Consider the following 22791-nt stretch of genomic DNA (forward strand, 5'->3'; position numbering starts at 1 on the left):
AATTTCCGCGCCACACGGCGGCAAAACGCGAATTCGCCGTCTGAGAATGAAATGGCCCGTCGCTCATGATCGGACTTGTCATCGTCACGCATGGCGGGCTTGCGCTAGAGTTTCGCAACGCGCTTGAACACGTCGTCGGCAAGCAGCAGGCGCTCGAAACGATCGCCATCGGCCCCGACGACGACATGGAAGCGCGTCGCGTTGAAATCTTGAGCGCGGTGCAGCACGTAGATAATGGCAAGGGCGTAATCATTTTGACGGACATGTTCGGCGGCACACCTTCCAACCTCGCCATTTCGGTGATGGACGAGACGAAGGCCGAAGTCATCGCCGGCATCAGTCTTCCCATTCTAGTGAAGCTAGCCAGCATCCGCAGCGACACACCGCTGGAGCAAGCCGTCATCATGGCGCGCGACGCCGGCAAGAAATACATCAAGGTCGCGAGCCAAGAGCTTTCCGGCGGCTGAGAAACGAACAATGCCCGAATTGGCCAACAGTCTGAAACCAGAAGCCGTAGTCATCATCCGCAATGTCAAGGGCCTGCATGCGCGGGCCTCGGCGAAGTTCGTCAAATGCGCGGAAAGCTTCGACGCCGACGTGACCGTTACCCACCACGGCAATTCCGTCGGCGGCACATCGATCATGGGACTGATGATGCTAGCCGCCGGTCCGGGCTCGGAACTCCACATCGTAGCCGAGGGCTCGCAAGGCCCCGAAGCGCTGCAAGCTCTCGTCCGCCTCGTCGAAGCGGGCTTTGGAGAGGAATGCGTCGGCGACGCTTGACACTCATTCCGCACTCGGCGGCCGGCTTCCTGAAAGGGAGTCGCCGAGTGCAACAGAAAAGCCGAGGAATGCGTCGGCGACGCCTGACACTCATCCCGCACTCGGCGGCCGGCTCCCCGAAGGGGAGTCGCCGAGTGCGATCAAAAAAACCATCACTGCGAGAGATAAAGCGTTGAAATCTTCAGCGCGATATCGCGGAACGCTGCCTTGAGCGCGTCGCCGGTCGTCGAGTTGTAGAAATGGTTCGCGTCGGTTGCGCAGCTCTTGAGCGTGTCGATGGCCAGCTGGTTGTCGAGCTGGAAACCAACCGTGTAGACCTCGATCCCCTTCGCCTTCATCGCCGTGCACAGTGATTTCGCCTGATCGCTCGAGCACACACCGTTCGCAGCCTTCGGGCAGTACGTGAGAGAGCTCGAGCCGTCGTCGATGCCGTTCGACGTGTACTGGGTATTGTACTCGCCGTCCGTCATCAGCACCGCGATCTTCTTCAGATTGGCCGTGCCATAAGCAGCTGGCGCACTCGTGGAAGCCCACAGTGATCCCCAGTTCGGCGACAGCAGATACCACGCCCACGCCGTGCCGAGGTGCCCAGCCGTACTGCCAGCCGTCGCGAGACCGCTGATCTTCGCGAGCAGCGCCGTCTTATCGCTCGTCAGCGGCAAAAGCTCCGCCGAAGCCGCCAAATCGCAGACGCCCTTTTTGGTCGAACCCGAGGTCGTGTAGTTGGTCGTATAATGCGTCATCAGGTATTGGCCCGTGGCGGGAGCCGCGTCCGTATACTTCTGAGTCCCTGTGCGCTCGACCACGCAGTCCGAAGGATAGTATTTGGTGGTGCCGACGGGCAGCGGGTTCGTCGGCGAAGCACCACGCACCTTGGCCAGCACCGAACTCGGCGGCCGCACATCGTAGGCAAACGGAACGATCGCGATCTTCGACGTGTACTTGCTCTGATCTTTCCAAACGACGATGTTAACTAGATCGCTGGCCGCAGCTTTCATATCCGTGAGCTTTTGCCCCGCCATCGACCCCGTGATGTCGAGCATCATGCTGACTTCGAGGTTGAGTTCGGCATTGCCGCCGACGGCAAGCACGGCCTTGGCATAATCCGATCCGTTGGCACGCAGCAGCGGCAGCGTCTTGACGCCAGCCACACTCATGAACGGCGTCGCAATCGAAGCATTGCCCTTCGAGACAACCGCCGTGCCGTTGTCGGTGACGGCAAAGTCGACCGTATCGGAATTGGATACCACCGAGATGCGGCTTTGGACGGCCTGCTTGTAGTAGGCCTGCGCGACCTTGACGGCACCAGCTTGGTCGCCACCATTTGTCTGAAGTGCGCGGGCCCCCGCCAGCACCGCGGCGTCTGCCGCTTCCAGCGTTTGATTGCGGGCGTTGACGAGGCGCGCATAGTCGACGGCCAACCCGATCATCATCATCAGGACGAGCGTCATCAGACCGAAGATGATGGCGACGTCGCCACGCGAATCCGCTGCGAACCGGCGAAACGCGCCTGCGCGCCTTCCTGACTGCGCCGCCAGTGCGTTCCCAGCCCTCCGACAACTGCCCAGCGCACGCCGTATGGAATATGACGCGAACTTCATCGACCGCCTCCGGTGAATACTTTGAGCACACACTGGAGGGCTGATAATTTAAGACGAATTAATTCGATTGCCGAATTATTATCGAGATTAACTGCAGCTTTACTCGAAAAGATCGATTTTACTCAAAATGTATGCATAGATTTTACTTCGCGTTTACTTTGGCGCGCGTCCCTTCGCGGATCACCGCCGGGACATAAGGACTTGCTTATATGTTATTGCCTGATGTCCGCGAGTTCGGTATAGCAGCGCCCAGTTTGCGCGGCCGGAAGACTTGAGACGGCCTAGGCGTCCCCTCTCAGCAAGCACGCAGCGCTTCCGAATTGCAGGCGCATCCACGAGGAACAAAGCCATATGAGCACGAAATTTACCGACTACATCGTCAAGGACCTCGGCCTCGCCGAATGGGGGCGCAAGGAAATCTCCATCGCCGAAACCGAGATGCCGGGGCTGATGGCCACGCGCGAAGAGTACGGTGCCTCGAAACCGCTGAAGGGTGCGCGCATCGCCGGGTCGTTGCATATGACGATCCAGACGGCAGTGCTGATCGAGACGCTCGCAGCTCTCGGCGCCGACATTCGCTGGGTCTCGTGCAACATCTACTCGACCCAAGACCACGCCGCCGCCGCCATCGCGGCAGCGGGCATTCCCGTATTTGCGTGGAAAGGCGAAACCCTCACGGACTACTGGGACTACACGCGCAAGCTCTTCGAGTGGGGCGACGGCGGCATGCCGAACCTGATCCTCGATGACGGCGGCGACGCGACGATGTTCGTCCACCTCGGACTGCGGGCGGAGAACGGCGACACAGCCTTCCTCGACAATCCGGGCTCGGAAGAAGAAGTGGTGTTCTTCGCACTTTTGAAGAAGACGTTGGCCGAAAAGCCCCAAGGCTGGTTTGCGTCGCTCGCAAAAGCCATCAAGGGCGTGTCGGAAGAAACGACGACCGGCGTTCACCGCCTCTATGAAATGCAGAAGGCGGGCAAGCTCCTCTTCCCCGCGATCAACGTCAACGACTCGGTTACGAAGTCGAAGTTCGACAATCTCTACGGCTGCCGTGAAAGCCTCGTCGACGGCATCCGCCGCGGCACCGACGTGATGATGGCCGGCAAGGTCGCGATGGTCGCAGGCTTCGGCGACGTCGGCAAAGGCTCGGCTGCTTCGCTCAGGAACGCAGGTTGCCGCGTGATGGTATCGGAAGTCGATCCGATCTGCGCCCTGCAGGCCGCGATGGAAGGCTACGAAGTCGTGACGATGGAAGACGCGGCACCCCGCGCCGACATCTTCGTGACGGCGACGGGCAATAAGGACATCATCACCGTCGATCACATGCGGGCCATGAAGGACCGCGCGATCGTCTGCAACATCGGCCACTTCGATAACGAGATCCAGATCGCTGGTCTCAAGAACTTCAAGTGGAACAACATCAAGCCGCAGGTCGACGAGATCGAGTTCGCGGACGGCAAGCGCATCATCCTTCTCTCGGAAGGCCGCTTGGTTAACCTCGGCAACGCGATGGGCCACCCCTCGTTCGTCATGTCCGCATCGTTCACGAACCAGACGTTGGCGCAGATCGAGCTGTTTACCAACCAGGGCAAGTACAAGAACGAGGTTTACACGTTGCCGAAGCACCTCGACGAAAAGGTCGCGATGCTGCACCTCGCCAAGATCGGCGCCAAGCTTACGAAGCTCAGCTCCGAGCAGGCCGCCTACATCGGTGTGAAGACCGAAGGCCCCTTCAAGTCGGACCATTACCGCTATTGATGGCCAAGCTTCGCTTGGAACGAGCCAAATTGCGCGGCGCCAGGGGAACACTCTGGCGCCGTTTCATTTTGTGGCACCCGCTACGGTAGCGGCGGCGGCTTTCGCACCGCATACTCCGATTGATTCGAACCGCAAGGCCCGGAATCGTATTGGTGTGCCTGCACATAGTGGGCAGCGCCGCTTTCATGGACTACAACGGAATTCAATGCGCACGACGCCCGCCCAGAACCGACGGTTGACGACCCGGCTTCAGCTGGCGCTTCTGCTCTTGGCGGCGATGGCCTGCGTCGCCGCCATGCTCGCCGTTTTCGTCGGCGGACACCAGATCGCGACGGACCAACTCAACGAACGCCAGTTGGCCGTCATTGGCATCGTAGCGGCAACAGTGTTCGTGGCGGGCCTGGTCATTTGGCATATGGCCAGCATCGCCCGCAAAGAAGCCGGCAAGGCGAAGGCCGAAAGCCAGCATCTTCGTCGCAACCTCGCAGCAGCTGACGCCATCATCCGCGCCGAACCTCAAGTTCTCGTTTTCTGGGAGCAAGGCCAAGCCGTCCGCATCGCATCCCACACGCTGACCGATATTCCAGGCCTGCCCGAGCAGCACGCTGAAATCCTGCGCTTCGGTCAATGGCTGCAACCGGCTTCTGCCGACTTGCTGAAAACGTCGCTCGACATGCTCTTCGCGAACGGTCGCGCCTTCAGCATCATCGTCAAGACGAGCGCCGGAGCGGCCCTCGAAGCGGAAGGCCGAGCCGCCGGCGGCCGCGCTGTCCTGCGCTTCAAGGACGTCTCGGCCTACAAAGCCGAAATCGCAAGGATCGACGAACGCCACGCGACGCTCGCGCGCGATATCCGATCGAGCCGCGCACTTCTCGATACGCTGCCGATGCCCGTCTGGCTGCGCGATCAATCGAACCGCCTCGTCTGGGTCAATAAGGCCTACGTCAAGGCCGTCGACGCCGAGAGCGAGCTCGAGGTTCTGCAACGGCAGATCGAATTGCTGGAAATGCGCCAGCGCAAGCATGTGCTCAAAACCATCGCCAGCGGCGAAAGCTACAAGGCGCGCGTTCACCTGATCGCAGGCGGCGAGCGAAAGCCTCACGACATCGTCGTCATACCCGTAGACGGCATGCTGGCAGGCGCAGCGATCGACGTCACCGACATCGAAACGGCACAGGGCGAACTCGATCGCCAAGTCGCCGCTTACGACCGGACGCTCGATCGCGTGGAAACGGCTGTTGCACTGTTCAACCGCGATCAAAAGCTGGTTTTCTACAACGCGGCATTCGCGAAACTTTGGTCATTCGATCCGGAGTGGTTGGCAACGCGTCCAACCGATGGCGCCATCCTCGACCGGCTGCGCGAGATCGGCCTTCTGCCGCCCGTCGTCAGCCATCGCGATTGGAAAGCTCAGGTTCTCGCCTGCTATAGCTCCGGCACGCCACTCGAAGACATTTGGAACCTGACCGACGGGCGCATCATCAACGTCATCGCCGAGCAGCGTCCCGACGGCGGCGTCACCTATCTCTTCGCCGACGAGACCGACCGCCTCGCGCTCGAAGCCCGCTATAACGCGCTGATCGACGTGCAGCGCGAAACGCTCGACAGCCTCAAGGAAGGCGTGGCCGTGTTCGGAACCGACGGCCGCCTCAAGCTGTTCAACCGGGCGTTCTGCGGTATCTGGAAAATCCCGGCAGGCCGCCTCAACGAGCTGCCGCACATCGGCGAAATCATTGCCGCGGTTCAAGACCTCTATCCCGACGCCGGAACGTGGCTGCGCATCGGCCGCGCCGTCACCGCCTTCCAGGACGAGCGTGAAACATTCTCAGGCCAGATGATCCGTACCGACCATGTCGTCGTCGACTACGCTTTGATGCCGTTACCCGACGGCGCAACGCTGCTGACCTTCGCCGATGTGACGGATGCAAAGCTCGCCGAGCGCGCCCTTGTCGAGCGCAATGAAGCGCTCGTCGCTGCCGACCGCCTGAAGACGAACTTCATCGGCCATATCTCCTACGAGCTGAGAACGCCGCTCCAAACGATCAACGGCTTCTCCGAAATGCTTGCCAACCCGATGTTCGGCCAGCTGAACGACAAGCAGAGGGAATATCTCGCCGACATTCGATCGTCGTCGAATACGCTGCTCGCGATCATCGACGACATCCTGGACCTGACGACGATCGAAGCTGGCGGCCTCGAGCTGAAACTTTCGCCCGTCGGCGTCCGCGCCATCATCGACGCAGCTATTCTCGGCATCCGCGAACGCGCTGTCCGTTCGCGGCTGACGATCGACATTGCAATCGCGGACGACGTGACGGAAATCATGGTCGACGAAGCCCGCATGCGGCAGGTGCTCTACAATCTCCTGTCCAACGCCGTCGGCTTCTCGAAGGTCAACGGAACCATCTACCTCGCCTGCTGGCGCCAGGCCGGAAACATCTTCTTCCGTGTCGAAGATGCGGGCATCGGCATTCCGAAAGATCAGATCGGCCGCGTGTTCCAGCGCTTCGAAAGCCGCAGCCGCGGCTCGGAGCATCGTGGCGCCGGTCTCGGCCTTTCAATTGCCAAAAGCCTCGTCGAACTTCACGGCGGCAATATCGAGATCTCCTCCGAAGAGGGCCGGGGGACACGCGTGGTCGTTCGCATCCCCGAACGCCCCGTCAGCCGGACCTCCGATGGCGGCAAACACAGGCTGGCGGGCGGCGAGCGCGCAGCATAAAACCGAGCGCGATGACAAACCCGGCATTCTCATTCAACGACCTGACGGAAGGCGACGTCTCGCGCGTAGCGCAGGAGATCGCCTTTCTCCTTCAGCCCGGCGATACCTTGGCGTTGGAAGGCGATCTGGGCGCCGGTAAATCGACGTTCGCGCGGGCCCTCATTCGCGCCATTGCGGGCAACCCCGAACTCGAAATTCCAAGCCCGACCTTCACACTGGTGCAAGCCTACGAAACCCCGCGTTTCGATATTGCGCACTTCGACCTCTATCGTCTCTCCGATGCGAGCGAGATCGACGAACTCGGCCTCGACGCCGCGCTCACGCGAGGCATCGCCGTCATCGAATGGCCGTCGCGTGGCGATGACCGCATTCCGCGTGACCGCTTCACCATTCGTTTCGATGAGACAATCGCGCCGGACCGCAGAAACGTCAGCCTCGACACGGCAGCCGATTTGCTCGCCCGTCTCGAACGCTTCACGGTGATCCGCGATTTTCTGGCACGTGCTGGCTGGGGCGACGCCTCGACGGCGTTCAGCTACCTGCAGGGCGATGCTTCCCCTCGCCGCTATGCCCGGCTTCAGAAGGCGGACGGCACGCGCGCGATCCTCATGGATTCTCCGCAGCGACCCGATGGTCCGCCGATACGCGACGGCAAATCCTACAGCGCCATCGCGCATCTCGCCGAAAGCGTCAGGGCCTTCGTCGCCATAGACCGTGCGCTGGACGCCGCCGGACTCTCTGTCCCGCGTATCATCGCTGAAGACCTCGCGCAGGGCCTGCTGATCATCGAGGACTTCGGCGACAAGGTCTTCGGCGCAGAACTCTCACGCGGACGCGATCAGGCCCCCCTTTGGAAGCGAGGCGTCGACACCTTGATCGCCGTGCAAAGCACCGAGCCCCCGTCACGGATCGCGCTTTCCGATGGCACGGAATTCATGCTTCCCGAAGCCGATGAGGGCGTTCTGGAAATCGAAACGCAACTGCTGCTCGATTGGTACTGGCCCGCGCTCCACGGGAAGCCGCCGCCGGAATCCGCACGCGACGCATTCACGGCACTTTGGCAAAGCATCTTCAAACGCATATTGAGCCAGCCAAAAACGTGGCTGCTGCGCGATTTCCATTCGCCAAATCTGATCGCGCTCGACGACCGGCCAAGCCCGCGCGATGTCGGCATCATCGACTTCCAGGATGCGATGATCGGCCCGGCCGCCTATGACCTCGTATCGCTCCTTCAGGACGCGCGGGTCGACGTACCGGAAGTTCTGGAAAAGCAGCTGCTCGAACATTACGTCGCCGCGACCACGGCCCGAAACCCGAAGTTCGATCAGCCCGAATTCCGCTTCAGCTATGCCGCACTCGGGGCACAACGAAATACCAAGATCCTCGGCATCTTCGCGCGTCTCGCGATGCGCGACGGAAAAAGGCAATACCTCGCCCATATGCCAAGGATCTGGGGGTATCTCGAGCGGGATCTACAGCACGAGGGTCTCACCGCGCTGAAGGCGTGGTATGACGAGAACCTACCTCGGAGCCTGCGCGCAGAAGCCCTGAAGATCTAACCCGATTTCGGAGACGCTTCAAATGACGTCCGCCAAGCGCCCCTCGAGCGCGTTCGTACTGGCAGCCGGCAAAGGCGAGCGCATGCGTCCGCTGACGAACACCATTCCAAAGCCGCTGGTGCCGCTGGGCGGTAAGCCGTTGATCGATCACGTGCTCGACCGTTTGGCTGCCGCAGGCATCAAGCGCGCCGTGGTCAACGTTCACTACCTCGCCGACAAGATCGAAAAGCATCTGGCGCACCGCTCCGCCCCGAAAATCATCTTTTCCGACGAGCGCGATACGCTGCTCGATACCGGCGGCGGCGCGCTCCGTGCACTGCCGAAACTCGGCGACGGCCCATTCATCATTCACAACTCCGATTCCGTTTGGATCGAAGGCCTGGGCTCAAACCTCGATCGCCTACTCAACGGTTTCGATGAAAACCTGATGGACAGCCTGATGCTCGTCGCGCCTCTCGCCGCGAGCATCGGCTACGAGGGGCTCGGCGATTTTCAGATGGACGCGACGGGACATTTGACCCGCCAGACCGGCCCGCGCCTCGCGCCGTTCGTATTCGCCGGCGTGTCGATCGCCCATCCGCGTCTGTTCGAGAACGCGCCGAAAGGGCCCTTCTCGCTGAACAAGCTCTGGGATCGCGCCATCGACAAGGGTCGCCTTTATGGCCTCCGTCTCGAAGGCGTCTGGATGCATGTCGGCACGCCCGATGCACTCGCGGAAGCCGAAGCCGCGCTCACCGAACCGCTGACGACGAGCTCCGATTGATGCCCAGGGAACTGATACCAGAAAACTGATGCCAGCCAACGTTTTTACGTTACCGCTCGGAGTGCCGTTTCTCGAAGCGCTTGCCCGCGCGATCCTGAACGGCGACCTTCCAACCGCGGGCCGTCAGCCGCCTGATATCTTATCGCTTCCGAAAATCACACTTCTGCTCCCGACGCGGCGCGCAGCACGCGTCGCGCGCGAAGCTTTTCTGGCCGTCGCGAAAACGCGTGCGCTGATCATGCCGCGTATTCAGCCCATCTCGGAAGGCGAAGGCGATCTCTCGCTCATCACCAGCATCGCTGAATTGGGGCCGTCCGGTGCCGAGGCTCTCGAGCAGCCACCCGCAATCGCCTCGCTCGACCGCATGCTGGTCCTGATGCAGCTCGTCGGCCGCTGGCGCCAGTCGATGGCCGAAACCGCTTCGCAGGCGGGAAAGACCAAACTCGGATCGACGCCCGCGCAAGCCGCTCAACTCGCCGCCGAACTCGGAAAGCTGATGGACGACATCGAGCGCGAGAACGTCTCGCTCTCCGGCATCCAGACGCTCGTTCCAGAAATCTATTCAGAGCATTGGAAAGCGACGGTCGACTTCCTTAAAATCGTTACCGAGATGTGGCCGAACTATCTGGAGCTAAGCGGCGTGACGTCTCCCGAAGCCCGCCGCAACGCGCTGATCCTCGCTGAAGCCGACCGCATCTCGCGGCTCAAACCCGACGAGATCGTTATCGTCGCGGGCGTGACCGGCTCCATTCCGTCGACGGTAACGTTGATGCGAGCCGTCGCCGCCCATCCCTCAGGCGCCATCGTACTTCCTGCGCTCGACCGCGCGCTGGATGATGAAAGCTGGAACAAAATTCCTGCTCATCCCGAGCACCCCCAGTTTGGGTTGCGGAAGCTCCTCGACGGTCTGGGCCTCACGCGCGATGACGTAGCGACGCTGCCCGGTGCGAATGCGGATCCAGCGCGCGCTGCTCGCTCGGCTTTCTTCAGCGAGGCAATGCGGCCTTCCGCGACGACGGCCCGCTGGCACGAGTTCACGGCAAATGCCGACCGCGAAAAACTTGAACAGGCACTCTCCGGCGTCTCACTGATCGAAGCGCCATCGGCGCAAGACGAAGCTGAGACCGTCGCGTTGATATTGCGCGAAGCCATCGAAACGCCCGGCCGAACTGCAGCGCTCGTCTCGCCGGACCGGTTGCTCGCACGCCGCGTCGCAATCCGTCTCGAAGCCTGGGGCATCCGCGTCGACGACAGCGCCGGACGGCCATTCGCGAAAACCGTTCCCGGCGCCTTTCTCGCCCTCGTCATCAACGCAGTTGTCAGCGAATTCGCGCCCGCCGAGACGATGGCGTTGCTTCGCCATCCACTTTGTCGAGCTGGCCTGAAGACGTTCGACATTCGACGCTACGCGCGCGCCCTCGAAATCACCGCCTTCCGCACGGCTTACCTCGGCCGGGGCATCGAGGGCATAATTGCGGCGCTCGATACGGCGGAAAGAGACGACGGCGGCGGCGATAGAAAGTTCATGCACGTCGCTGCACGACGACTGTGGGCAGAAGACCGCGAAGGCGCGCGCCAGCTCGTGTTGAAGGTTGCCGAAGCGTTCAAGCCGCTGACCGACCTCTACGCGAACCACGACCCGCACACGCTCGCCGAATTCGCCCGCGCGCATGCGGCCAGTGCCGAAGCACTTGCAACGCTCCCCGATGATGAAGCGACCACTTCGAACGGCCAGAACCCGCTGTGGCAAGGCGAAGCCGGAGACGTCGCCGGCCGCTTCTTCACCGAGCTTCTGAAACCCGAAACACCTGACGTCGAAATCCGCGCCTCCGATTACGCAGATCTCTACGCAACGCTGCTCGCCAAGGAAAACGTCCGCGAGCGAACCGCCGTACATCCGCGCATTTCGATATGGGGGCCTTTCGAGGCGCGGCTGCAGCAGCCCGACGTGCTGATCATCGGCTCGCTCAACGAAGGCACGTGGCCCGAAGCTGCCGAGCCCGGCGCATGGCTCAATCGTCCGATGCGCGCCGAACTGGGACTGCCCTCGCCGGAAGAAGAAACCGGCCGCGCCGCCCACGACTTCGTTTCTCTTCTCGGCGCCGAAACCGTCTATCTCACCCGCGCCGAAAAAGTCGGTGGCGTTCCGACTGTCCCCTCGCGCTGGCTCATGCGCACGACGGCTCTGCTCAAGGGCATGAAGCTCGAGGATGCGCTCAAAGCAGACAAACCGTGGCTGGCTTGGGCGCGCGCGCGAGACTGGACTGACGACAAAAATCAAGTGCGCATCATTCCGCCGGAACCCCGACCGCCCGTCGATATACGTCCGCGAAAAATGAGCGTCACCGAGATCGAGCGCTGGACCAGCAACCCCTATGCGATCTTCGCGCGCCACGTCCTGAAGCTCGATCCGTTGCCCGAACTCGGCGCCGCACCGGATGCGAGCCTGCGTGGCGGGCTCGTCCATGATGTGATGAAGCAGTTTGCGAAAGAGTTTCCCGGTACGCTCCCGCCAGATCCGCGCGCCGAACTCGAACGCATCGCCACCGCCGTGCTCGAAATTTTCACCGGCCATCCGCGCGTCGCCGCGTTCTGGCTGCCGCGCCTGAAGCGCTTTCTCGCCTGGTTCGCGATGACGGAAGAAGCACGGCGCGACGGGGTGAAAGCCATCATAGCCGAAACATCCGGAAAGCTCGTCCTCGACTCGAATGGACGGCCCTTCACGCTGACCGCCCGCGCCGATCGCATCGACGACAAGGGCGGGGCCATCGTCATCACAGACTATAAGACCGGCGCCGCCCCGAGCGACGCAGCCGTCAAAGCCGGACGCTCTCCGCAATTGCCGCTCGAAGCCGCTATCGCCCTCGGCGAAGTGGGATTCCCGCATCTCAGCGGACGCTCGGTCGAAGCCTTGCGCTACATCCGCGCTTCAGGCGGCGAACCACCCGGCGAAGAGCGTACGATCAAATGCGATGACGTCGCCGCGCTCGCAGCGGAAGCACGCAGCGGACTTGAACTGTTGATCGCCGCCTTCGATCGCGTCGAGACGCCCTATCGAGCCATCCGCCGCCCCGGCTATCGCTACGACTTCGATTCCTATGCCCATCTTGCGCGCGTTGCGGAATGGTCGGCGCATGTCGATGAAGAGGCTGCGTCATGAACCTCGAGATCAAAAAGATCTCTCCCGAGGAGATCCTGCGCGCAACCGGCGAGGCGCAGAGCGCCGCTTCCAGCCCGCAGAATTCGGCGTGGGTCAACGCCAACGCCGGCACCGGAAAAACCCACGTCCTGACGCTGCGTGTGTTGCGTTTGCTGCTCGCCGGAACGCCGCCCGAGCGCATCCTCTGCCTCACCTTTACGAAGGCAGCCGCTGCGGAAATGTCGAAACGCGTCTTCGACCGTTTGGCCGGGTGGGTGACGGCCGACGACGACAAGTTGCGGGACGATCTTTCAAAAATCATCGGCGCGCCCGCTAATCCCGATCTGATGCAACGCGCGCGAACGCTCTTCGCACTCGCCATCGAGACGCCCGGCGGCCTCAAGGTGCAGACGATTCACGCATTCGCTGAACGTTTGCTGCAACGCTTCCCGCTCGAAGCGGGTGTGCCACCAGATTTCAAGATCCTCGACGATCAGGCGGCGCGCGAACTCAAGGCCGACGCGATCGAAGCAACGCTGACGGAAGCGACGAGCGCACCGAATTCAAAGCTTGGAAAAGCGCTCGATTTCGTCATCCGATACGCAGCCGATTCCCACTTCGATCAACTGATCTCCAAAGCGGTCGAAGAGCGCAAATGGCTCGAAGTATCCGCTCACGTCGAACCCGGCAAGATCGAAGACGAGCTTGCTGCGATGGATGCGGAGTTGCGCAAACAGCTGAGCGTACGCGCCGCCATAGCCAGCGCCGACCTCCATACCGAATGCGCGAACGTTCTTTCGAAGGATGAGATCAAGGAACTCTGCGAGTTGCTGGCGAGCGGCTCGACCACCGACGCCGGTCATGGTGCGACGCTTTCCGCGACGATGCAGAAAGACGATGCCCAGCACGTAAGCGAACTGCTGGCGAAATACTTCCTCGTCGAAAATGGCGAGAAGATACGCGCGAGCCTCATGACGAAAGCCTTGAGCAAGTCGCGGCCGGGCTTACACACGCGTTGCCAGGAAGCACAGCAGAATTTCTTCAGGCTTTCCCAGGAAGCGAGAGCCTTGACGTTGATCGACGCTTCGCTCGCGCTCTATCAGATCGCCGGCGCCGTTCTCCGACGCTACGCCGCCGCGCGCAATTCCGCCGGGGCGCTCGACTTCGACGACCTCATCTTGAAAACCCGCGCGCTTCTGACAAGCGATAATGGACAAGCGCAATGGGTGCTCTTCAAGCTCGACGGCGGCCTCGATCATATCCTCGTCGATGAAGCTCAGGACACGAGCCCCGAGCAGTGGGAAATCATTTCCGCGCTCGCTCGCGAGTTCTTCGGCGATATGGGAGCAGGCACGCTAACACGCACGGTTTTCGCGGTCGGAGACGAGAAGCAGTCGATCTACTCGTTCCAGGGCGCTGCGCCGAAAATGTTCGCCGAGATGGGCCAACGCTTCGCGACGCTCGCGACCGACGCAAATCTCTCATGGCGGCGCGTGCCGCTCACGCTTTCGTTCCGCACAGTCGCACCCGTTCTGACGGCGGTCGATCGCGTGTTTGCCGATCCGGTGCGCACGCCGGGTCTGACCGCCGGCAACAGCACCATCTCGCACGCCGCCCACCGCACTGGACATGCGGGGCTCGTCGAAATCTGGCCGACCGAGATTCCCGATGACACCGTCACGGCCGATCCCTGGAACCCTCTTTCCGATACGAACGAGCAGTCACCCGCCAACCGGCTCGCCGACCGCATCGCCGATACGATCAAGGCATGGATCGCGCCGGAGAGCAGCGAACGTCTGCCGTCGGAAAATCGTCCGATCCGCGCCGGCGATATCCTGATCCTCGTACGCAAGCGGAACCCGTTCGCCGTGCCGATGGTCGCCGCACTCAAACGGCGCGGCATCCCCGTGGCGGGCTCCGACCGGGTCAAGCTGACGGAACAGATCGCAGTTCAGGATCTGATCGTGCTCGGCGATTTTCTGACGCTGCCCGAAGACGATCTGGCGTTGGCAACCGTTCTCAAAGGCCCGCTCTTCAACCTCACCGACGACGATTTGTTGAAGATCGCGCACGAACGCAAACGCACGCTGTGGACGGCCCTGCTCGATAAGGCCGAGGTAGACCTCTCATTCAAGGACGCCGCCGAAACACTGAAGCGATGGCGCGCCAAAGCCGACTTCACGCCGCCGTTCGAGTTCTACTCGGGGATTCTCGATCGCGATGGCGGACGCGAAAAAATGCTGAACCGGCTTGGCCCCGAAGCCGCCGATGTCATCGACGAATTCCTCGACCTGGCGCTTTCCTACGATGAAAGCGATCCGCCATCGCTGACACAGTTTCTTGCCCAGCTTCGCGCCGCCAACCCCGAGGTGAAGCGCGACATGGAGCACGGCCGCGACGAAGTTCGCGTGATGACCGTGCATGGCGCGAAAGGCCTCGAAGCGCCAATCGTCTTTCTGCCGGACACCTGTACCACGTCATCGGGCGACGACGCATCTTCGCGCCTCGTGAAAATCGGTGCTCGCGCGAGCACTGACGGAACCGCAGAACCCATTGTATGGAGCGTCAAAGGAACGTCGCGCGTTCCCGCCGTCGAAGCCGCGCGCAGAGAGCGGGAGGCTGCCGACAAGGAAGAGCGCAATCGCCTCCTCTACGTCGCCATGACGCGCGCGCGGGACAGGCTCTACATCGCCGGCTTCGAAACCAAACGCGGTCGCACGGCAGGCTGCTGGTACGATGTCGCGACAGAGGCGCTGATACCGTCGATGACCGAAATCAATCTCGGCGACGGCAAGAAAATTTGGCGCATGGAAGCGCCGCAAATCGCGGAACCAAAAAAATCCGATCACGTCGCATCAGTCGACCGGACTGCATTCACGCGTCCCGAGTTTGCATTGCGTCGTGCTCCGGCGGAGCCGAAGCTTTCGGTGCCGCTCGCCCCATCGCGGCTCGAGCCTTACGCACCCGACGCGGAGGGCGAGCCGCTCGCCCCCGCAAAACGCGACGTGGCGGCGACAAACGATAGTCCGTCTCCGCTCAGTGTCGGTGGCGCAAATCGGTTCTTGCGCGGAACGACTACGCACGCGCTCCTGCAGCACTTGCCGTCCATTCCCAGCGACAAGCGCGAGATGATCGCGACCGCCTTCGTCGCCAAACGCGGCGCGGCGCTCCCGGCAAGAGTGCGCGCGAGCATTGTGAACGAAACCCTCGACGTTCTGGCGGACCAGCGTTTCGCCCCGATCTTCGGACCCGACAGTGTTGCAGAGGCTCCGATCGCCGCTGTCATCCCGCGGCCGAACGGTAAAGGTCCGGCTCTCGACCTGTCCGGGCAAATCGATCGCTTGGCGCTGACCAAAGGCGAGGTGCTGATCGTCGATTACAAGACCAACCGCCCGCCGCCCGCCGAAGTGCACAACGTTGCAGACGCCTATCTTTACCAGCTTGCGGCATATCGGCTTGCACTCGGAGAAATCTATCCGGACCGGACCGTGCGGGCCGCGTTACTCTGGACGGATGGGCCCCGACTCATGGAGATTCCGAACGACGTTCTCGATCTCTATACGGCGCGCCTTTGGGACCTGGAACTGGGGAGCCTTGACGCCTCCTGACGTAATCCCTACTTCATGGGTCGGTTTTCATTTGCTCGCCCCCGGCGGCAAATCGGAATTCGGGCCCGCAGAATCGGCCCGGAAATGGAGCAGAATCAAATGTCTAACGCAGTGACAGACGCAAGCTTCGAAGACGAAGTTTTGAAGTCCAGCGAACCGGTCCTCGTCGACTTCCACGCGACGTGGTGCGGGCCGTGCAAGGCCATGGCTCCGGCGCTCGACCAGGTCGCCAAGGAAATGACGGGCAAAGTCAAAGTCGTGAAAGTCGACGTTGACGCAAACCCGCAGGTCACAGGCCATTACGGCATTCGTGCTATGCCGACACTACTGATCTTCAAGGGCGGCAAGGTCGCGGCGCAGCACACCGGCGCGATCGTGCAGAAGAAGAAGCTCGAAGACTGGATCAACTCGAGCGTCGCTGCTGCAGTTTGAGGCACCGTCGAATTTGAATTTGAAAAACCCCGCTCAACGCGGGGTTTTTTGTTTTTGGCCTCGCCAGATCAATAGAGGCGATCAGTCCGTGATCTTCTCCGCCGTCGGCACCACGACAGCAAACATGTCGTTCAGCGCCACGAGGCTTGCCTCGTGAAGCTCCTTCGCCGAAACAACGCCGCCGCAGGGATTTGGGAGCGACCGGGTCGCCGTGGCATTCCCGACGACCGTCGCGCGATAGCCGTGATTGAACGCAGCGCGCGCCGTTGAATTCACGCACACGTGCGTCATGAATCCTGCAATCGTCAGATCCTCGACGCCAAAGCCCTTGAGAAGATCATCGAGGTTCGTTTTTTCAAACGAGCTCGGATAATTCTTCACGACGACAGGCTCGCCGGCTTTAGGCGCGACGACGTCAGCGATGGCGCCGATGCGATCATTGACGTCGTAAGGCGATCCGGCGCCAGCATCGTGCTGAATGTGAATGACCGGCCGCCCCGCATCGCGATAGCGCTTCAACAGGCCCTGACATTCGACAAGCGCAGGCTCGACACCTTCGAGCTGCATCAAGCCCTCGCGATACGTATTCTGGCAGTCGATAAGGATCAACGCCGAGTTGGCGATGCGCGCAGGCGTATAGCCAAGCCCCGCAATGTCGCGCAGCGTCCTTGAAACCGTCATCGGTTATTCTCCCGAATTGATTGATTGCTTTGCCTATAGAGGCGGATGCTCGACACCGCTCGGCGGCGGACCCAAAGCATCGAGTTCGTCGTTTTCGGCATCCGAAAAGATGCGCGACCGCGTCAGGAAACGAACGCCCTCCGGACCTTCGACCGAAAAGCCCGATCCGCGCCCGGGCACCACATCGATGATGAGATGGGTGTGCTGCCAATATTCGAATTGCGACTTGCCCATGTAGAACGGCTGGCCGCCGATCTCGCCCATGTACACGTCTTGAGCGCCGACCTTGAATTCGCCCCGCGGGTAGCACATCGGCGCGCTGCCGTCGCAACAACCGCCGGACTGATGAAACAGCAGCGGCCCGTGAATGCCTTCGAGCTTCTTGATGAGTGTCAGGGTATCGGGCGTCGCCGTCACGCGATTGACCATCTGGCCCTCCGGATTGAGAAAAAGGGCATGCACCGGCTCCGGCGCATGCCCTTCGATCTGCGGCTTAGCCAGGCATCAGAAGAAGCCAAGCGCCTTCGGGCTGTAGCTGACGAGCAAGTTCTTCGTCTGCTGATAATGGTCAAGCATCATCTTGTGCGTCTCGCGACCGATGCCCGACAGCTTGTAGCCACCGAACGCAGCGTGCGCCGGATAAGCGTGATAGCAGTTGGTCCAGACGCGGCCCGCCTGGATCGCGCGGCCCATCCGATAAGCCCGCGTTCCGTTACGCGTCCAAACGCCGGAGCCGAGGCCGTAGAGCGTGTCGTTGGCGATGGCCAGCGCTTCCGCTTCGTCTTCGAAGGTCGTGACGGAAACGACCGGCCCGAAGATTTCTTCCTGGAACACGCGCATCTTGTTGTGGCCTTCGAGCACGGTCGGCTCGACGTAATAGCCGCTCGCAAGCTCGCCACCTAGGTTGGCGCGATGACCGCCCGTCAGGACGCGAGCGCCCTCGCCTTTGCCGATTTCGATGTAGCTCAGGATCTTTTCGAGCTGATCGTTGGACGCCTGAGCACCGATCATCGTCGAGGCATCCAACGGATGGCCCTGCTTGATCTTCACGACGCGCTCCAATGCCCGCTCCATGAACTTCTCATAGATCGAGCGCTGGATGAGCGCGCGGCTGGGGCAGGTGCAAACCTCACCCTGGTTCAACGCGAACATCGTGAAGCCTTCAAGGCACTTGTCGAAGAACTCGTCGTCGGCTTCCATGACGTCGGCGAAGAAGATGTTCGGTGACTTGCCGCCGAGCTCCAGAGTGCACGGAATGATGTTTTCCGATGCGTACTGCATGATGAGGCGACCCGTCGTCGTCTCGCCGGTGAACGCGATCTTCGCGATACGCTTGTTCTGAGCGAGCGGCTTACCGGCCTCGATGCCGAAGCCGTTGACGATGTTCAACACGCCTTCCGGAATGAGGTCCGCGATCAAGTCCGCAAGAACCATGATCGACATCGGCGTCTGCTCTGCAGGTTTCAGAACGACGCAGTTGCCGGCAGCGAGAGCGGGCGCGAGCTTCCAGACCGCCATCAACAGCGGGAAGTTCCACGGGATGATCTGCCCGACGACGCCGAGCGGTTCGTGGAAGTGATAGGCGACCGTGTCGTGATCGATCTCAGCGATCGAGCCTTCCTGGGCACGCACGCAACCGGCAAAGTAACGGAAATGGTCAATGGCCAACGGAAGGTCGGCGTGCGTCGTCTCACGGATCGGCTTGCCGTTGTCGATGGTCTCGACGAGAGCGAGGATGTCGAGATTTTCTTCCATGCGGTCGGCGATTTTCGACAGCACGCGGGCGCGCGCCGCGGGAGAGGAATTACCCCAAGCGTCCTTGGCTTTGTGCGCGGCGTCGAGAGCGAGTTCGATATCTTCGGCCGTCGAGCGGGCAATCTCGCAGACCTGCTGGCCCGTAATCGGCGTAACGTTAGAGAAGTACTGGCCGCGGACCGGAGCCACCCACTTGCCGCCGATGAAATTGTCGTAGCGCGACTTGATGATCTGCCGCCCTTTTAGCTTGTCCATAGCTACGTGTTGCATCGTGCATCTCCTCCGAATGACGCCTGTACCGGCGATCTTGTTTGCTTGATCGTGAAACGCTTTTTAGTAGCCTTGCTATGCTTCGTCTTGACCGTCCTCAATCTTAGTTGGCAAAGCAGCTATGCAAGGGCTCTAGGTCCGAGATAGTCGCGCCAACCTAGCGGGTTTTTATGACCTTTCGAACAGCAAATATCGAACGTGGCCGAAGCAATTTGAATTTGCGCGACCGCCGACCCTATCGGGCGGCTAATTATTCGAGGTTTTGCTGCAATGAAAGCACGTGTCCGGCAAGATAAAGCGAACCGCAGATAAGAACGCGCTTCGGCCCCTTCGAAAGCCCGGCGATCGTCTGCAGCGCCTCAATCACATTTTTGCGATCAAGAGCTTGCATGCCGGCCCCGCGCGCGACCTCGGCGAGATTTTCTTCGTTGTGCGGCGCCTCGTGGGCACCGGGGATCGGAACCGTATAGATGGCCCGGACAAGTCCGCGAAATGGCGCCAGAAAACCCAGCGCATCCTTCTGCCCCATCATGCCAACGATCAGATAGACGGGCTTCGGCGACTTCTCATCGAGCGTCGCGAGCGTATCGGCGAGCATATCTCCAGCCGCGGGATTGTGACCGCCGTCGAGCCAAAGCTCGGCCTGGTCTCCAAGAATTTCAGGCAGCGGCCCGTACGTCAGGTGCTGCATGCGGGCCGGCCATTCGACAGTACGAAGCCCTGTCTCGAGAGCGCGTTCATCGATCCCGAGCGACGGAATTCTTTCGCCGAGCATCAGCGCCGCAGCAACGGCCGTTCCGGCATTGACGATCTGATGCCGCCCGATGAGCGCGGGCAGCGGCAGGTCGAGCAGACGATCGTTCTGTTGAACGATGAGACGCCCCGCCTGTTCATACGCGTCGTAATCACGGCCCCAAACGGTGAGCGGCGCCCCGACCGAGCGGGCACGCGATTCAAGCACCGTGAGAACGTCATCGGATTGCTGCGAGACGATGCCGGGAACGCCGCGCTTCAGAATGCCGGACTTTTCGAACGCGATCTTCGCAAGCGTGGGCCCTAGCTTCTCGGCGTGGTCCATCGAGATCGGCGTGATGATGGTGAGTGCTGGCTCCGCAATCACGTTCGTCGCGTCGAGCCGTCCGCCGAGCCCAACTTCCAGCAGCAGAACGTCGGCCGGCCGTTCGGAAAATGCGAGGAACGCCGCCGCTGTCGTGATCTCGAACTGCGTGATGTCTTCGCCGTCGTTGACAGCGTGGACGCGCGTCAGAACATCGACGAGCGTGTCTTCGTCGATCGCATGCGCCTTCCCGTCATCTCCGGCAAGCGCGATGCGCTCGTGAAATCGGACGAGATGCGGCGACGTATAAATGTGCGCGCGCTTACCGGCTGCTTCCGTGAAAGCCTTGAGATAGGCCGTCACTGACCCCTTGCCGTTCGTGCCAGCGATGTGGACCACTGGCGGAAGCTTCTTTTCGGGATGCCCGAGCTTCGCAAGCAAACGCTCCACGCGGCCGAGCGACAGGTCGATCAGCTTGGGATGCAAGAGCATCATGTCGGCCAATAAGGCGTCGCTTGTAGGTCGTGTCGTCGACGAGGTCATGCCGCCCCGCAATACCTTCGAGAATTGCTAGGCGCCCTGGGGCGCATCCTTAGGCTTCGCGGACGAAGCCGATCCGGCTTCATCGCGGCGCGGCTTGTCGCCCTTGCCCGGCTCGAACCTTTGACTGTTCGGAACAGCCTCGGGCTCCACGACGCCGCTTTCCCGCGCGGCCGTCTCAATGACCTTGCCATCGACGGGCGCGCCGTTGACGTAAGGCTTGCCGTTCATCTTGCGCGTGTCTTTCGGCTTCGCCGCCTGCACACCGCTCATCAATAGCTTGGAGATGCGCGCAAGCGTTTCGCGCATTTGGTGGCGATGCACGACCATGTCGATCATGCCGTGCGAAAGCAAATATTCCGCACGTTGGAAGCCATCTGGCAATTGCTCGCGGATCGTCTGCTGAATGACGCGCGGCCCTGCGAAGCAGATGAGCGCGCCGGGCTCCGCGATATGAATATCTCCGAGCATCGCGTAGGAAGCGGTCACGCCACCCGTCGTCGGATCCGTCAGAACGACGATGTAGGGAAGCCGGGCGTCTCTCAGACGTTGCACGGCGATCGTCGTGCGCGGCATCTGCATGAGGGAGAGAATACCCTCCTGCATGCGTGCTCCACCCGAGGCCGCGAAAAGAATAAATGGCGTCCTGAGTTCGAGCGCGCGCTGCATGCCAGCGATAATCGCTTCGCCAGCCGCCATGCCGAGCGAACCCGCCATGAAACGGAAATCTTGAGCTGCCGCGACGACCGGCAAGCCCTCGAGCTCTCCTTCGCCAACGAGGATCGCATCTTCGAGCTTCGTCGCCGCCTTCGCGTCTTTCAAGCGATCGGTATATTTGCGCCCATCGCGAAACTTCAGCGGATCCTGCTGAACGGTTGGCACCGGGACGGTGCGATATTCTCCGCCATCGAACAGATGCTGCAGGCGCTGCTGCGAACCCATACGCATATGATAGTTCGAGCCGGGCACCACGAACTGATTGGCCTCGAGGTCTTTGTAGAAGACCATCTGGCCCGTCTCCGGGCACTTCACCCAGAGGTTATCCGGCACATCGCGCTTCGCCGTCGATAAAAGCCCGCTGATCTTGGGGCGGACGACGTTGTTAATCCAATTCACGTGCTCTTGGCTCCTTGTAAGCCGCTCCAAGCGCCTATCGCATCAACGTGCGGGCACAATGGCAAGCTCCTCACAGTCCGCCATTTTTTAGCGCCACATGAGGGGCCGACGCTAGGACAATGCCCAAAATGGGGGTGTAGAAGGCCGTATCCAATAGAGCTTTCCCGGGGAAAGCGCTAGTCGGCCGATAGGGCCGAACTCAATTCCCGGACGAGATCCGTTACACCCTTACGAGTTCTCTCCGTCGCCTCGCCCTTCGGCCCGAGGGATTTTTCTATAGTAGAAACAATGGCTGAGCCGACAACGACACCGTCAGCCCCTTTAGATATGGCCCGGGCTTGCTCGCCTGACCGCACACCAAAACCAACAACCACGGGCAGCGGCGTTTCCGCCTTGATCGCCTTCACTTGACTGTGAACGTCGTTAACGACGGGTGCCGCAGCCCCGGTGATGCCGGTGATCGAAACATAGTAAACGAAACCTGACGTATTCTTCAAAACCGCGGGCAATCGCGCCTTGTCCGTCGTCGGCGTTGCGAGGCGGATGAAATTGAGCCCTGCGGCGAGCGAGGGGAGGCAAAGCTCATCGTCAGCCTCGGGCGGCACGTCGACGACGATGAGACCATCGACCCCCGCCGACTTCGCATCCTTGATGAAGCGCTCGTTGCCGTAGACGTAGATCGGATTGTAGTAGCCCATCAGCACGATCGGCGTCGTCGCGTCCTTGGCACGGAAATCGCGAACGAGCTGCAGCGTCTTGATCATATTCTGACCGGCCTTGAGCGCTCGATGCGACGAAGCCTGGATCGCCGGACCATCGGCCATCGGGTCCGAGAACGGCATACCGAGTTCGATGATATCGGCGCCGGCTTTGACGAGGTCGTCAAGAATCTGCGCGCTCGTCTCGAGATCGGGATCGCCCGCCGTAACGAACGTAATGAGCGCCGGTCGCTTTTCTTTTTTCAATGCTTCAAAACGGGCATCGATGCGTGTGACGTGCTTGGTCAT

Annotated in this window: 16 protein-coding genes; 9 read left to right on the forward strand and 7 right to left on the reverse strand. The window is 61.2% G+C overall.

The genetic code is table 11. From position 1 onward, the window contains the following. Window positions 1-65 precede the first annotated feature (65 nt). On the forward strand, window positions 66-467 hold the full coding sequence (locus G359_RS17905; protein WP_045837221.1) for a PTS sugar transporter subunit IIA: 402 nt from the start codon (window positions 66-68) through the stop codon (window positions 465-467). A gap of 10 nt (window positions 468-477) precedes the next feature. Next, on the forward strand, window positions 478-783 hold the full coding sequence (locus tag G359_RS17910; protein ID WP_045837222.1) for an HPr family phosphocarrier protein: 306 nt from the start codon (window positions 478-480) through the stop codon (window positions 781-783). Window positions 784-935: 152 nt separating this feature from the next. Here G359_RS17910 and G359_RS17915 read toward each other — a convergent pair whose 3' ends face one another. Beyond that, a complete protein-coding gene (locus G359_RS17915) occupies window positions 936-2384 on the reverse strand; it encodes a TadE/TadG family type IV pilus assembly protein (protein WP_045837223.1) in 1449 nt (482 codons plus the stop codon). Between the two features lie 351 nt (window positions 2385-2735). Between G359_RS17915 and ahcY the strand changes: the two genes are divergently transcribed. The 7 genes from ahcY (at window position 2736) to trxA (ending at window position 16365) form a co-directional block, all read left to right on the forward strand. Then, a complete protein-coding gene (ahcY, locus tag G359_RS17920; protein ID WP_045837224.1) occupies window positions 2736-4145 on the forward strand; it encodes an adenosylhomocysteinase in 1410 nt (469 codons plus the stop codon). 205 nt (window positions 4146-4350) lie between these two features. Beyond that, the gene (locus tag G359_RS17925; protein WP_045837225.1) at window positions 4351-6864 is read left to right on the forward strand and encodes a PAS domain-containing sensor histidine kinase; all 2514 of its coding nucleotides are present in this window, start codon (window positions 4351-4353) and stop codon (window positions 6862-6864) included. An 11-nt stretch (window positions 6865-6875) separates the two neighbouring features. Further along, the gene (tsaE, locus tag G359_RS17930) at window positions 6876-8423 is read left to right on the forward strand and encodes a tRNA (adenosine(37)-N6)-threonylcarbamoyltransferase complex ATPase subunit type 1 TsaE (protein ID WP_045837226.1); all 1548 of its coding nucleotides are present in this window, start codon (window positions 6876-6878) and stop codon (window positions 8421-8423) included. 22 nt (window positions 8424-8445) lie between these two features. Further along, window positions 8446-9186, forward strand: a complete 741-nt coding sequence (locus G359_RS17935; RefSeq protein WP_045837227.1) for a nucleotidyltransferase family protein — start codon at window positions 8446-8448, stop codon at window positions 9184-9186. 28 nt (window positions 9187-9214) lie between these two features. Beyond that, entirely contained in the window at window positions 9215-12346 is a 3132-nt protein-coding gene (addB, locus tag G359_RS17940) for a double-strand break repair protein AddB (protein ID WP_045837228.1), read from the forward strand. Then, complete coding sequence (gene addA / locus G359_RS17945; protein ID WP_045837229.1) at window positions 12343-15933, forward strand: double-strand break repair helicase AddA; 3591 nt, start codon at window positions 12343-12345, stop codon at window positions 15931-15933. The genes addB and addA overlap by 4 nt, the downstream gene beginning before the upstream one ends. A gap of 99 nt (window positions 15934-16032) precedes the next feature. Beyond that, a complete protein-coding gene (trxA, locus tag G359_RS17950) occupies window positions 16033-16365 on the forward strand; it encodes a thioredoxin (RefSeq protein ID WP_045838202.1) in 333 nt (110 codons plus the stop codon). An 81-nt stretch (window positions 16366-16446) separates the two neighbouring features. Here the strand turns inward: trxA and G359_RS17955 are convergent, their stop codons facing one another. The 6 genes from G359_RS17955 to trpA form a co-directional block, all read right to left on the reverse strand. Beyond that, entirely contained in the window at window positions 16447-17046 is a 600-nt protein-coding gene (locus tag G359_RS17955) for a cysteine hydrolase family protein (RefSeq protein ID WP_045837230.1), read from the reverse strand. Window positions 17047-17079: 33 nt separating this feature from the next. Continuing rightward, complete coding sequence (locus G359_RS17960) at window positions 17080-17475, reverse strand: DUF779 domain-containing protein (RefSeq protein WP_045838203.1); 396 nt, start codon at window positions 17473-17475, stop codon at window positions 17080-17082. Between the two features lie 75 nt (window positions 17476-17550). Further along, a complete protein-coding gene (gene adh / locus G359_RS17965; RefSeq protein ID WP_045837231.1) occupies window positions 17551-19071 on the reverse strand; it encodes an aldehyde dehydrogenase in 1521 nt (506 codons plus the stop codon). Window positions 19072-19321: 250 nt separating this feature from the next. Then, a complete protein-coding gene (locus G359_RS17970; protein ID WP_045837232.1) occupies window positions 19322-20671 on the reverse strand; it encodes a bifunctional folylpolyglutamate synthase/dihydrofolate synthase in 1350 nt (449 codons plus the stop codon). Between the two features lie 27 nt (window positions 20672-20698). Next, window positions 20699-21784, reverse strand: coding sequence for an acetyl-CoA carboxylase, carboxyltransferase subunit beta (accD, locus tag G359_RS17975; RefSeq protein WP_045838204.1), 1086 nt, complete (start codon window positions 21782-21784; stop codon window positions 20699-20701). Window positions 21785-21960: 176 nt separating this feature from the next. Further along, a complete protein-coding gene (gene trpA / locus G359_RS17980; protein WP_045837233.1) occupies window positions 21961-22791 on the reverse strand; it encodes a tryptophan synthase subunit alpha in 831 nt (276 codons plus the stop codon).

The sequence above is a fragment of the Hyphomicrobium sp. 99 genome (genome assembly GCF_000384335.2).
Lineage (GTDB): Bacteria > Pseudomonadota > Alphaproteobacteria > Rhizobiales > Hyphomicrobiaceae > Hyphomicrobium_B.

Excerpts from the sequence above, each read along its gene's own strand:
- G359_RS17905 (WP_045837221.1), top strand. The coding sequence starts at position 66 with ATGATCGGACTTGTCATCGTCACGCATGGCGGGCTTGCGCTAGAGTTT.
- G359_RS17910 (WP_045837222.1), top strand. The coding sequence starts at position 478 with ATGCCCGAATTGGCCAACAGTCTGAAACCAGAAGCCGTAGTCATCATC.
- G359_RS17915 (WP_045837223.1), bottom strand. The coding sequence starts at position 2,384 with ATGAAGTTCGCGTCATATTCCATACGGCGTGCGCTGGGCAGTTGTCGG.
- ahcY (WP_045837224.1), top strand. The coding sequence starts at position 2,736 with ATGAGCACGAAATTTACCGACTACATCGTCAAGGACCTCGGCCTCGCC.
- G359_RS17925 (WP_045837225.1), top strand. The coding sequence starts at position 4,351 with ATGCGCACGACGCCCGCCCAGAACCGACGGTTGACGACCCGGCTTCAG.
- tsaE (WP_045837226.1), top strand. The coding sequence starts at position 6,876 with ATGACAAACCCGGCATTCTCATTCAACGACCTGACGGAAGGCGACGTC.
- G359_RS17935 (WP_045837227.1), top strand. The coding sequence starts at position 8,446 with ATGACGTCCGCCAAGCGCCCCTCGAGCGCGTTCGTACTGGCAGCCGGC.
- addB (WP_045837228.1), top strand. The coding sequence starts at position 9,215 with ATGCCAGCCAACGTTTTTACGTTACCGCTCGGAGTGCCGTTTCTCGAA.
- addA (WP_045837229.1), top strand. The coding sequence starts at position 12,343 with ATGAACCTCGAGATCAAAAAGATCTCTCCCGAGGAGATCCTGCGCGCA.
- trxA (WP_045838202.1), top strand. The coding sequence starts at position 16,033 with ATGTCTAACGCAGTGACAGACGCAAGCTTCGAAGACGAAGTTTTGAAG.
- G359_RS17955 (WP_045837230.1), bottom strand. The coding sequence starts at position 17,046 with ATGACGGTTTCAAGGACGCTGCGCGACATTGCGGGGCTTGGCTATACG.
- G359_RS17960 (WP_045838203.1), bottom strand. The coding sequence starts at position 17,475 with ATGGTCAATCGCGTGACGGCGACGCCCGATACCCTGACACTCATCAAG.
- adh (WP_045837231.1), bottom strand. The coding sequence starts at position 19,071 with ATGCAACACGTAGCTATGGACAAGCTAAAAGGGCGGCAGATCATCAAG.
- G359_RS17970 (WP_045837232.1), bottom strand. The coding sequence starts at position 20,671 with ATGACCTCGTCGACGACACGACCTACAAGCGACGCCTTATTGGCCGAC.
- trpA (WP_045837233.1), bottom strand. The coding sequence starts at position 22,791 with ATGACCAAGCACGTCACACGCATCGATGCCCGTTTTGAAGCATTGAAA.